This window comes from Streptococcus sp. Marseille-Q6504 (assembly GCF_965111625.1).
On the sequence record NZ_CBCOON010000008.1, the window covers coordinates 23,326 to 36,492 of the forward strand.

General features: G+C 41.3%; 9 protein-coding genes. All 9 read left to right on the forward strand.

Annotated elements, in window-relative coordinates:
• Positions 1–22: 22 nt before the first annotated feature.
• Positions 23–385 carry a holo-ACP synthase gene (gene acpS / locus ACWPUA_RS07525; RefSeq protein WP_036759080.1) on the forward strand — a complete coding sequence of 121 codons (363 nt, stop codon included), beginning with the start codon at positions 23–25 and terminating at the stop codon, positions 383–385.
• Positions 375–1,478 (forward strand): alanine racemase, encoded by a 1,104-nt coding sequence (gene alr / locus ACWPUA_RS07530; protein WP_454380118.1) that lies wholly within the window; start codon positions 375–377, stop codon positions 1,476–1,478. The genes acpS and alr overlap by 11 nt, the downstream gene beginning before the upstream one ends.
• Positions 1,479–1,502: 24 nt before the next feature.
• Complete coding sequence (recG, locus tag ACWPUA_RS07535) at positions 1,503–3,518, forward strand: ATP-dependent DNA helicase RecG (RefSeq protein ID WP_454380120.1); 2,016 nt, start codon at positions 1,503–1,505, stop codon at positions 3,516–3,518.
• A gap of 308 nt (positions 3,519–3,826) precedes the next feature.
• Positions 3,827–4,810 (forward strand): acetylxylan esterase, encoded by a 984-nt coding sequence (locus ACWPUA_RS07540; RefSeq protein ID WP_454380122.1) that lies wholly within the window; start codon positions 3,827–3,829, stop codon positions 4,808–4,810.
• 345 nt (positions 4,811–5,155) lie between these two features.
• Positions 5,156–8,752, forward strand: coding sequence for an SIALI-17 repeat-containing surface protein (locus tag ACWPUA_RS07545; protein ID WP_454380124.1), 3,597 nt, complete (start codon positions 5,156–5,158; stop codon positions 8,750–8,752).
• A 291-nt stretch (positions 8,753–9,043) separates the two neighbouring features.
• Positions 9,044–9,742 (forward strand): N-acetylmannosamine-6-phosphate 2-epimerase, encoded by a 699-nt coding sequence (locus ACWPUA_RS07550; protein WP_006152943.1) that lies wholly within the window; start codon positions 9,044–9,046, stop codon positions 9,740–9,742.
• Positions 9,743–9,858: 116 nt separating this feature from the next.
• Complete coding sequence (locus tag ACWPUA_RS07555) at positions 9,859–11,178, forward strand: ABC transporter substrate-binding protein (RefSeq protein ID WP_006149425.1); 1,320 nt, start codon at positions 9,859–9,861, stop codon at positions 11,176–11,178.
• A gap of 234 nt (positions 11,179–11,412) precedes the next feature.
• Entirely contained in the window at positions 11,413–12,279 is an 867-nt protein-coding gene (locus ACWPUA_RS07560) for a carbohydrate ABC transporter permease (protein WP_053092415.1), read from the forward strand.
• A gap of 16 nt (positions 12,280–12,295) precedes the next feature.
• Positions 12,296–13,135 carry a carbohydrate ABC transporter permease gene (locus tag ACWPUA_RS07565; protein ID WP_006153157.1) on the forward strand — a complete coding sequence of 280 codons (840 nt, stop codon included), beginning with the start codon at positions 12,296–12,298 and terminating at the stop codon, positions 13,133–13,135.
• Positions 13,136–13,167: the final 32 nt, after the last annotated feature.

Genomic DNA, 13,167 nt, shown 5'->3' on the forward strand with positions numbered 1-13,167 from the left:
ATCTCAACTCCTTTTGATGAAAATGATAGTTGGACACGGAATCGATATTGAAGAATTAGCTTCTATACAAAATGCAGTTGAAAAAAGAGAAGGCTTTGCGCAGCGTGTCTTGACAGACAAGGAAATGGAGCGCTTTGCCAGTCTCAAAGGTCGCAGACAGATTGAGTATTTGGCTGGTCGTTGGTCAGCTAAAGAAGCTTTCTCAAAGGCTATGGGAACGGGAATTGGGAAGCTAGGCTTTCAGGATTTGGAAGTCTTGAACGATGAAAAGGGAGCTCCCTACTTCAGCAAATCCCCATTTTCAGGAAATGTTTGGTTATCGATTAGCCATACAGAACAGTTTGTGACAGCTAGTGTTATTTTGGAGGAAAATCATGAAAACTAGTCCACATAGACCAACCAAGGCCCTTATTAATCTAGAAGCAATCCGCTACAATATCCAACAAATGGGAGCGCATATTCCCAAAGATACCCTCAAATGGGCAGTTGTGAAAGCCAATGCCTATGGACATGGAGCGATAGCTGTTGCAAGAGCTATCCAGGATGATGTAGATGGCTTTTGTGTGTCAAATATTGATGAAGCCATCGAACTCCGTCAGGCAGGTATCGCTAAGAAAATTCTTATTTTGGGAGTATCTGAGGTTGAATCTTTTTCATTGGCTAAGGATTTTGATATTACCTTGACAGTGGCAGGATTGGAATGGATTGAGAATCTCCTTGCTGCTCAGTCAGACTTAGCTGGTTTAACCGTTCACCTTAAGATTGACTCAGGCATGGGACGAATTGGTTTTAGAAGCGCTAGTGAGGCCGAACAAGCCCAAGCTATGCTCAAAAACCATGGTGCTAATGTTGAGGGAATCTTTACGCACTTTGCTACTGCAGATGAAGAGTCAGATACCTACTTTAAGCAACAGCTAGAGTATTTCAAGGGAATCCTAGATGATTTGCAAGAAGTGCCAAGATTCGTTCATGCTAGTAACTCCGCAACTACTTTATGGCATGCGGAAACGATTTTTAATGCTGTTCGCATGGGGGATTCCATGTATGGTCTCAATCCAAGTGGACAAGTATTGGACTTGCCTTATGAACTAAAACCAGCCTTAACTTTGGAGTCAGCCATCGTTCATGTCAAAACAGTAGAGGTTGGAACTTGTATGGGCTACGGAGCGACTTATCAGGCAGACAGTGAGCAAGTCATTGCTACTTTGCCAATCGGTTATGCAGATGGTTGGACACGAGACATGCAGAATTTCTCAGTTCTGGTGGATGGCCAATTGTGTCCCATTGTAGGGCGTGTATCCATGGACCAAATCACCATTCGCTTACCTAAGCTTTACCCATTGGGTACCAAGGTAACTTTAATTGGCTCAGACGGTAACAAAGAAATTACTGCAACAGATGTAGCAGTTTACCGAGGAACCATCAATTATGAGGTGGTTTGTCTCCTCAGTGATCGAATTCCAAGAGAATATTATTAAGAAACAGAAAGAAAGGAGTAGAGCATGAATTTACATCAACCCTTGCATGTCTTACCAGGAGTAGGACCTAAATCAGCAGAGAAATATGCAAAACTAGGAATTGAAAACTTGCAAGATCTCTTGCTCTACTTCCCTTTCCGTTATGAAGATTTTAAGACTAAGCAGGTGCTAGAGCTAGAAGACGGTGAAAAGGCTGTTTTGTCTGGTCAGGTAGTGACACCAGCCAGTGTTCAGTATTATGGTTTTAAGCGCAATCGCCTACGCTTTAGCCTTAAGCAGGGAGAGGTTGTTTTTGCAGTTAATTTCTTCAACCAACCCTACCTAGCTGACAAGATTGAACTAGGAGCAACCTTGGCTGTCTTTGGCAAGTGGGATCGTGCCAAGGCAAGCCTCATAGGCATGAAGGTTTTAGCCCAAGTCGAGGATGACCTCCAGCCTGTCTATCGCCTAGCGCAAGGTATCAGTCAAGCGGGACTTGTTAAAGTCATCAAGACCGCCTTTGATCAAGGACTGGACCTCTTGATAGAAGAAAACATCCCCCAGTCCTTGCTCGATAAATACAAACTCATGTCCCGTAGTCAGGCTGTTCGTGCCATGCATTTTCCTAAGGATTTGGCAGAATACAAACAGGCTCTCCGTCGAATCAAATTTGAGGAACTCTTTTATTTCCAAATGCAATTACAGACCCTCAAGTCTGAAAATAAGGTTCATGGAAGTGGTCTGGTCCTAAATTGGTCTCAGGAAAAACTAACTGAAGTGAAAGAGAAATTGCCTTTTGCCTTGACCCAAGCCCAAGAAAAAAGCCTACAAGAAATTCTAACAGATATGAAGTCGGACCATCACATGAATCGACTCTTACAAGGGGATGTAGGAAGTGGGAAGACAGTGGTTGCAGGTTTAGCGATGTACGCAGCCGTAACGGCAGGGTATCAGGCTGCTCTCATGGTTCCGACAGAGATCCTAGCAGAGCAACATTTTGAAAGTCTAGAGAGTCTCTTTCCTGATTTGAAATTAGCTCTCCTGACAGGTTCATTGAAAGCTGCAGAAAAACGCAAGGTCTTGGAAAGCATTGCTAAGGGTCAAGTTGATGTAATCATTGGTACCCATGCTCTTATACAGGATGGGGTGGACTATGCTAAACTCGGCTTGATTATCATCGATGAGCAACACCGCTTTGGTGTAGGGCAAAGGCGTATTTTACGTGAAAAAGGTGAAAATCCAGATGTCCTCATGATGACGGCAACTCCGATTCCACGAACCTTAGCCATCACAGCCTTTGGAGATATGGATGTTTCTATTATTGACCAGATGCCAGCAGGGCGCAAACCAATCGTAACACGCTGGATTAAACATGAACAGTTACCCCAGGTCCTGACTTGGCTCGAGGGAGAAATTCAGAAAGGTTCTCAAGCCTATGTCATTTCGCCCTTGATTGAAGAGTCTGAAGCTCTTGATCTGAAAAACGCTATTGCTTTATCAGAAGAGTTAACGGCTCATTTTGAAGGAAAAGCAAAAGTTGCTCTCTTACATGGGAAGATGAAGAGTGATGAAAAAGACCAGATTATGCAGGAATTCAAAGAGAGAAAGACAGATATCTTGGTTTCTACAACGGTTATCGAGGTCGGGGTCAATGTGCCAAATGCAACAGTCATGATTATCATGGATGCTGATCGCTTTGGTCTTAGTCAGCTCCATCAGCTCAGAGGTCGTGTCGGTCGTGGAGACAAGCAGTCCTATGCAGTTCTAGTGGCCAATCCAAAAACTGACTCTGGGAAAGACCGCATGCGTATCATGACGGAAACGACCAATGGTTTTGTCCTTGCAGAAGAAGATTTGAAAATGCGCGGTTCTGGTGAAATTTTTGGGACCAAACAGTCAGGTTTACCAGAGTTCCATGTAGCTGATATCATCGAAGACTTTCCAATCCTTGAGGAAGCTAGAAAGGTAGCCAGCTATATCAGCTCCCTCCCAAATTGGAGAGAGGACCCAGAGTGGCACATGATTGCCTTAAATCTCGAGAAGAAAGAATATTTGGATTAAGCTTTTTCTAAGATATTGTTAAGTTTGCTTTTAGGGTGAGTATCTATACTAGAGTCATCAAAAAGAAACGAGGACTCTCTCATGACTATTAAAGTAAATTACCAAAAGATATTTCAAAAGGAAACTCAACCTTCTCCTAAATACTAAGAAAAGAGCGAAATCGCTCTTTTTTATTTTTTTAAAACTACTTTCAGAGGGATTCTTGCTGGGGTCGGACATTAAATCCACTTTCCGTTTCCCTTTCTTTCTTGCATTGCTTTCCCATATGTGCTACAGTTATGATAACGGTTACAAGAAAGGAGAATTCTATGAGAAATCCAGCATTAGTAGAAGAAATGAAAACATATAAAGGAAGAGATGAAGTACCTCAGGATTTTGATGCTTTTTGGAATGGGGAGATTGACAAGGTTTCGGTCTTGCCAGACTACCAACTAGAGGAACGTGACTTTCATATTCCAAATGTTAAGTGCTATGAGTTAACCTTTAAAGGTACACGTGATGGCCTTGTCTATGCGCGTGTGGTCTTACCAAAATCAGAAGAGAAAGTACCAGTCATTTTCCATTTCCATGGTTATATGGGACGTTGCTGGGATTGGACAGATATGCTAGCCTTTACCGTCGCTGGTTATGGGGTTGTATCTATGGATGTTCGTGGGCAATCTGGTTACTCACAAGACGGCTTGCGTTCGCCTCTCGGAAATACAGTTAAGGGTCAAATCATCCGTGGTGCAGTAGAAGGAAAAGAGCAACTCTTCTATAAGGATGTTTATCTTGATATTTATCAATTGATTGAGATTGTAGCCAGTCTCCCTCAAGTAGATGAGGGGCAATTGGCTAGTTATGGAGCTTCGCAAGGAGGAGCCTTGGCTCTAGTGGCTGCTGGTCTCAATCCACGTATCAAGCGAACAGTGGCTATCTATCCATTCTTGTCAGACTTTAGACGAGTGCTAGAAATTGGGAATACCAGCGAAGCTTATGATGAGCTTTTTCGTTACTTTAAGTTTCATGATCCTTTCCATGAGACAGAAGAACAAATCATGGAGACGCTTGGTTATATCGATGTGAAAAACCTTGCCCATCGCATTAAAGGTGAGGTGAGAATGATTACAGGGCTTGATGACGATGTCTGCTATCCAATCACCCAGTTCGCTATTTACAATCGTTTGAATTGTGAAAAGAGCTATCGTCTCATGCCAGAATATGCACATGAAGCTATGAATGTCCATGTTAACGACCAGGTCTACAATTGGTTGTGTGGTAGTGAGATTCCCTTTACCTATGTAGGTCATTAAAAAATGAAAAAGAGCCCTGCTAAAACAGGGCTCTCTTTGTTGAGGAGTACAGAAAGTAGTTTCAAAAAACTTGAAACATAAAAATATATCTGAAAGTAAATTCTATTATAGTTTATTAAGGCTATTATTTAGAATATTTATTATATAATAGGTGTAACATCAAGTCGAAAGGAGTAAAATGGTTGCTTACTGGAAGGAAGTAAATAAAGGCAGCCACATTTCAGATGAAAAGAATGGGAAAAACCCATCAACAATACAGTTTCTTTCTTGCTCAAAGTCCTAGGGGCTAAAATTTTTAAGCAAAAAAGAAAGCGCTTTATTTTCGTGGATAATGGAAGGAAATATATGACACAGAGAGATTTTGAACGGAAACAACGTTTTGGAATTAGAAAGTTTACAGTAGGAGCTGCATCAGTAGTCATTGGGGCAGTTGTTTTTGGTGCGTCACCAGTTTTAGCTCAAGAAGCTCCAGCAACCAGTGGTGAAACAGCTGGACAAGCTTTGCCAGAATTGCCAAAAGAAGTAGAATCAGGAAATCTGGCTAACATAGATAAGGAACTTGCTGATAAGTTGGCAGCGGCGACGGACAAAGGAACAGAAGTTAACCGTGAGGAGCTACAAGCAAATCCAGGTTCTGAAAAACCAACAGAAACTGAAAAACCAACAGAAACTGAAACTCCAGTAGCTGAAACTGATAAGACAGAAGAAACTGAGAAACAAGAAGCTATCGCTCGTGATTATTACTCAAGAGAATTGGAAAATGTCAACACTGTCGTAGAAAAAAATGACGTTACAACCAATGCAGAAAATAATCAGAGAGATGATCTTACAAGTGACTTAGAGAAACTAAAGAAACTTCAAGATGCAACAGTGCATATGGAGTTCAAACCAGATGCATCGGCACCACGTTTTTACAATCTTTTCTCTGTATCAAGTGATACCAAGGAAAATGAGTACTTCACCATGTCAGTCTTTGATAATACAGCCCTTATCGAAGGTCGTGATGCAAATGGTGCGCAATTCTATGATAAATACACCGATGCGCCATTAAAGATTCGCCCAGGTCAGTGGAATTCAGTTACCTTTACTGTGGAAAAACCAACAACTGAAGTCCCTACTGGAAGAGTTCGTCTATATGTAAATGGTGTCTTGTCTAGAACAAGTCTAAAATCTGGGAAATTCATCAAAGATATGCCAGATGTTAACCACGTTCAAATCGGAGCAACCAAACGAGGAAGCAAGACAGTTTGGGGCTCAAATCTACAAGTTCGTAATCTAACAGTCTACGACCGTGCCTTAACACAAGATGAAGTTCGAACACGAAGTCAATTATTTGAAAGAGGAGACTTGAAGCAAGAACTTCCAGAAGGGGCTGAAATTTCTAAAAAAACAGATGTCTTTACAGCGGGTACAAATGGGCAGTCAAATCCAGATGGTATTAATAGCTATCGTATTCCAGCCCTCCTTAAGACTGACAAGGGAACTTTGATTGCTGGTGCTGACGAACGGCGCTTACACCACTATGACTGGGGTGATATCGGTATGGTCGTTAAACGAAGTGAAGACAAGGGCCAAACATGGAGCGATCGCATCACTCTTACGAATCTACGTGACAATCCAAAAGCCAAGGATCCAAACATTGGTTCACCAGTAAACATCGATATGGTTCTGGTCCAAGATACGGAAACTAAACGAATCTTCTCAGTTTACGATATGTTCCCAGAAGGTAAAGGAATCTTCGGAATGTCTTCTGAAAGAGAAGTTGCCTATAAGGAAATCGATGGAAAAACTTATCAAATTCTATACCGTGAAGGAGAAAATGGAGCCTATACGATTCGTGAAAATGGTGTTGTCTACACACCAGATGGTCAGGCAACGGATTACCGTGTTGTTGTAAATCCTGTCAAACCTGCTTATAGTGATAAAGGCGATCTTTATCAAGGTGAGCAGCTACTAGGAAATATCTACTTTACAAGCAATAAAACTTCTCCATTTAGAATTGCTAAAGACAGCTACCTATGGATGTCTTACAGTGATGATGATGGGAAGACTTGGTCTGCACCACAAGATATTACTCCAATGGTTAAAGCTGATTGGATGAAATTCTTAGGTGTGGGACCTGGTGTGGGAATTACCCTCCAGAATGGACCTCATAAAGGTCGGATTGTCGTGCCTGTCTATACGACAAACAGAACCCACCACCTCGACGGTTCTCAATCATCTCGCATCATCTATTCAGATGACCATGGTAAGACTTGGCATATGGGTGGCGGTGTCAATGACAACCGTACACTTCATGATGGCACAGTAGTTGATTCAAGCAACATGAAGAATTACTACGCTCAAAATACAGAAGCTTCTGTTGTTCAGTTGAATAATGGTCAGTTAAAACTCTTTATGCGTGGTTTGACTGGTGATTTGCAAGTTGCGACAAGTAAAGATGGTGGAGCAACTTGGGAAAAAGATGTGAAACGCTATTCTGATGTCACAGATGTTTATGTTCAAATGGCGGCAACTCACACAGTTCAAGATGGTAAAGAGTATATCCTTCTAGCCAATGCTAATGGACCAGGTCGTAAGAATGGTCATATTCGAGTGGCTCGCGTAGAAGAAGATGGCGAGTTGACTTGGTTGCATCATCATTTGATTCAAGAAGGTGAGTATGCTTATAACTCACTTCAACAAATCGGTCCAAAAGAATTTGGTCTCTTGTACGAACATCATGAAGCGGGTGGCAATCCATATACTCTATCCTTCAAGAAATTCAACTGGGATTATCTAACTAAAGAGAGACTTGCTTCTAAAGAAGTGAAAGTTACAGCGGCTATGGAAAAATGGCCAGGCATTATTGCTATGGAATTTGATTCAGAAGTCTTGGTAAATCAAGCTCCAACTCTCAAATTAGCTAATGGTAAGACTGCAACCTTCATGACTCAGTATGATACGAAGACCCTCCTATTTACAATAGCTCCTGAAGATATCGGTCAAAAAGTTACAGCTATTGAAGCGGGTGCAATTGAAAGTATGCATAACTTGCCAGTATCTGTGGTAGGTACTAAATTTACGAATGGTTTTAATGGTGACGAACCGGCAATCCATGAAGTCCCAGAATTTACAGGTGGTGTCAATGGTGACGAAGCGGCTGTAACAGAACTTCCTGAGTACACTGAAGCTATTGGAACTGCAGGTGATGAAGCAGCACCAACAGTAGAAATTCCAGAATTCACAGGTGGCGTCAATGGCGACGAAGCGGCTGTAACAGAGCTCCCTGAGTACACTGAAGCTATTGGAACAGTAGGCGATGAAGCAGCACCAACAGTAGAAGTCCCAGAATTCGAAGGTGACGTAAATGGTGAAGCATCATCTGAATCTGAGCTTCCTGAACACTCTGTTCCTAGTGCAACAGTAGGTGATGAGGCGGCACCAACAGTGGAAGTTCCAGAATTCGAAGGTGGTGTCAATGCAGTCGAAGCTGCAGTTCATGAGCTTCCAGAATTCACAGGCGGAGTAAACGCAGTTGAAGCGCTCAAGAATGAGCTTCCAGAATTCACAGGCGGAGTAAACGCGGTTGAAGCGCTCAAGAACGAGCTTCCAGAATTCACAGGCGGAGTAAACGCAGTTGAAGCGCTCAAGAATGAGCTTCCAGAATTCACAGGTGGAGCAAATGCCGTTCAAGCCCTTAAGCATGAACTTCCAGAATTCACAGGCGGAGTAAATGCAGTCGAAGCAGCCAAAAACGAACTTCCGGAATATAAGGTTGAAGAAAAACCGCTTGTCACTTTAGTAGCACAACAAGACAAGACATATCAAGCTCCAGCAGCTCAACCACAACAACCAACCCTCCCTGCAACAGGAAGTGAGGTTTCAACTCCTCTAGTATCTGTGGGAATGGTTGGAATGCTTCTCGGCTTGTTTGGAATGGCTAAGAAAAAAGAAGATTAATGGCAACATTGAATCTAAAGAGTCTCTATAAAAAAGGTTTAGACTTATATTAGAAGGGTCTGTAACGTTTATTCGTTACAGGCTCTTTATTTGCAGAAAGCGAAGATTTTAGTGGAAATAAGCGGATGGAAGACGATTCAAACTCGGGTATTTCTCCCTGAAACTACTTTCAGGAGATTCTGTTTCATAAAATTGTTTTGAAACTTCAATCTATTCTAGTACAAGATATTGAAAGCGCTTTAAAAATGATATATAATAGGCTCATAAGAAAAAAGAAAAGGAGGAAAGTGGATGCCACAGATCAGTAAAGAAGCTTTGATTGAGCAGATTAAAGATGGAATCATCGTTTCTTGTCAGGCACTTCCTCACGAACCGCTTTATACAGAAGCGGGAGGTGTAATGCCCTTGCTAGTCAAAGCGGCTGAGCAAGGTGGAGCAGTCGGTATCCGAGCAAATAGTGTTCGGGATATTAAGGAAATCAAAGAGGTCACAAATCTTCCGATTATCGGAATTATCAAACGTGATTATCCACCACAGGAACCATTCATCACAGCTACTATGAAAGAAGTTGATGAACTAGCAGCTCTAGATATTGAGGTAATCGCTCTAGATTGTACCAAGAGAGAACGCCATGATGGCCTAGAGATTCAAGAATTTATCCGTCAAATCAAAGAAAAATATCCAAACCAACTCTTGATGGCTGACACAAGTACCTTTGAAGAAGGACTAACAGCAGTTGAGGCGGGAATTGACTTTGTCGGAACAACCTTGTCAGGCTACACATCTTATAGTCCAAAAGTGGATGGTCCAGATTTTGAACTCATCAAGAAACTATGCGATGCAGGTGTAGACGTCATCGCAGAAGGAAAAATTCATACACCAGAACAGGCTAAGCAAATCCTAGGTTACGGAGTGCGAGGCATCGTAGTTGGTGGCGCTATTACTAGACCAAAAGAGATCACGGAACGATTTGTTGCAGGTCTCAAATAAGATAATTAAAACACGAGGAGAGTGGTTGATTCGTAAAACAAAATGTAAACGTATACAAAGTTGTCAATACTCATTATCCGTTTCGGATACGCATATCATCATTTAGGAGAATACTAATGAAATTTAGAAAACTAGCTTGTACAGTACTTGCGGGTGCTGCTGTTCTATCTCTTGCTGCTTGTGGCAAATCAGACGCTAAAAAAGACGCTGCAAGTGATGCAGGAAAAACTGAAATCACTTGGTGGGCTTTCCCAGTCTTCACTCAAGAAAAATCTGGTGACGGTGTAGGAACTTATGAAAAATCTATCATCGAAGCTTTCGAAAAAGCAAACCCAGATATCAAAGTTAAACTAGAAACAATCGACTTCAAATCTGGTCCAGAAAAAATCACGACAGCTATTGAAGCTGGAACTGCGCCAGATGTACTTTTCGATGCACCAGGTCGTATCATTAATTACGGTAAAAATGGTAAATTAGCTGAGTTGAATGACCTCTTTACAGATGAATTTGTTAAAGATGTTAACAATGAAAACATCATTCAAGCAAGTAAAGCCGGCGATAAAGCATACATGTATCCAATCAGTTCTGCACCATTCTACATGGCTATGAACAAGAAAATGTTGGAAGATGCTGGTGTAGCTAACCTTGTTAAAGAAGGTTGGACAACAGATGATTTTGAAAAAGTCTTGAAAGCACTTAAAGACAAAGGATACACTCCAGGTTCATTGTTCAGTTCTGGTCAAGGGGGAGACCAAGGAACACGTGCCTTCATCGCTAACCTATACGGTGGTTCTGTAACAGACAAAGAAGTTACTAAATACACAACTGATGATCCTAAGTTCGTCAAAGGTCTTGAAAAAGCAACTAGCTGGATCAAAGATGGTTTGTTGAACAACGGTTCACAATTTGACGGTGGAGCAGACATCCAAAACTTTGCAAACGGTCAAACATCATACACAATCCTTTGGGCACCAGCTCAAAACGGTATTCAAGCTAAACTCTTGGAAGCAAGTAAAGTTGAAGTGGTAGAAGTTCCATTCCCATCTGATTCAGGCAAACCAGCTCTTGAGTACCTTGTAAACGGATTTGCAGTATTTAACAACAAAGATGAAAAGAAAGTTGCTGCTGCTAAGAAATTCATCCAATTCATCGCTGATGATAAAGAATGGGGTCCTAAAGACGTAGTTCGTACAGGTGCCTTCCCAGTTCGTACTTCATTTGGAAAACTTTACGACGACAAACGTATGGAAACAATCAGTGGTTGGACTCAATACTACTCTCCATACTACAACACAATCGACGGATTTGCTGAAATGAGAACTCTATGGTTCCCAATGTTGCAATCAGTGTCTAACGGTGACGAACAACCTGCTGCAGCTTTGAAGACATTCACTGAAAAAGCGAATGAAACAATCAAAAAAGCAGCTAAACAATAAGCCCTAAATAAAAAGTAAAATCCCCCCTTTTCCCTGTGCACATCTGTGTACGAAAAGGGGGAGTTTTATTTAAAAAATGTAAGGAACTGACAGGTCAAAATTAAAATGAAGTTCTTACATAGGCTTTTCTTGGAAAAAATTTCATTTTGATTTTACATCAATGTCAGATAACAAATAAAAAAACAAAAACTATTTGAAAGTGAGGTGCCGACTGTGAAAGTCAATAAAATTCGCATGAGAGAAACAATTGTTTCTTATGCTTTCTTAGCACCAGTATTAATCTTCTTTACTGTCTTTGTCCTAGCTCCAATGATCATGGGATTCATCACTAGTTTCTTTAACTACTCGATGACTAGCTTTGAGTTTGTGGGACTTGACAACTACATCCGCATGTTTAAAGACCCTGTCTTTACAAAATCTTTGATTAATACCGTAATCTTAGTTATCGGATCTGTACCAGTCGTTGTACTCTTCTCACTATTTGTGGCATCACAAACTTACCAACAAAATGCAGTTGCTAGATCCTTCTATCGTTTCGTATTCTTCCTTCCTGTTGTAACAGGTAGTGTTGCCGTAACGGTTGTATGGAAATGGATTTATGATCCTCTATCAGGTATTTTGAATTTCGTGCTTAAGTCAAGCCATATCATTAGCCAAAACATTTCTTGGTTGGGTGACAAAAACTGGGCTTTGATGGCGATTATGATTATTCTTTTGACAACATCAGTTGGTCAACCAATCATCCTCTACATCGCTGCAATGGGTAATATTGACAACTCTCTTGTTGAAGCGGCACGTGTCGACGGAGCAACTGAGTTACAAGTTTTCTGGAAGATTAAATGGCCAAGCCTCCTTCCAACAACTCTTTATATCGCAATCATTACAACAATCAACTCATTCCAGTGTTTCGCTTTGATTCAGCTTTTGACTTCCGGTGGTCCCAACTACTCAACAAGTACACTTATGTACTACCTTTACGAAAAAGCCTTCCAATTGACTGAGTATGGTTATGCCAATACTATTGGTGTATTCTTGGCAGTTATGATCGCAATTGTCAGCTTTGTTCAATTTAAAGTACTTGGAAACGACGTAGAATATTAATAGAAAGGAGACAGCTATGCAATCTACACAAAAGAAACCTTTAACAGCCTTCACTGTTATTTCAACCATCTTCTTGCTTTTATTGACTGTACTGTTTATCTTTCCATTCTACTGGATTTTGACAGGTGCATTCAAATCACAGCCAGATACCATTATGATTCCACCACAATGGTTCCCTAAAGCTCCAACTATGGAGAACTTCCAACAATTGATGGTGCAAAACCCAGCCTTGCAATGGATGTGGAACTCAGTCTTCATTTCATTGGTAACTATGTTCTTGGTTTGTGCAACCTCTTCACTAGCAGGTTATGTATTGGCTAAGAAACGTTTCTATGGACAACGCATTCTCTTTGCAATTTTTATCGCTGCCATGGCTCTTCCAAAACAAGTTGTTCTTGTGCCATTGGTACGTATTGTCAACTTCATGGGAATCCATGACACTCTTTGGGCAGTTATCTTGCCTTTGATTGGATGGCCATTTGGGGTCTTCCTCATGAAACAATTTAGTGAGAACATTCCTACAGAATTGCTGGAATCTGCTAAAATCGATGGATGTGGTGAGATTCGTACCTTCTGGAGCGTAGCCTTCCCTATTGTGAAACCAGGATTTGCAGCTCTTGCAATCTTTACCTTCATCAATACATGGAATGACTACTTCATGCAATTGGTAATGTTGACTTCACGTCAAAACTTGACTATCTCACTAGGGGTTGCAACCATGCAGGCTGAAATGGCAACCAACTATGGATTAATCATGGCAGGGGCTGCTCTTGCAGCGGTGCCAATCGTAACAGTCTTCCTTGTCTTCCAAAAATCCTTCACTCAAGGGATTACTATGGGAGCCGTTAAAGGTTAATACTCTGCGAAAATTGAATATAGTACAATCTG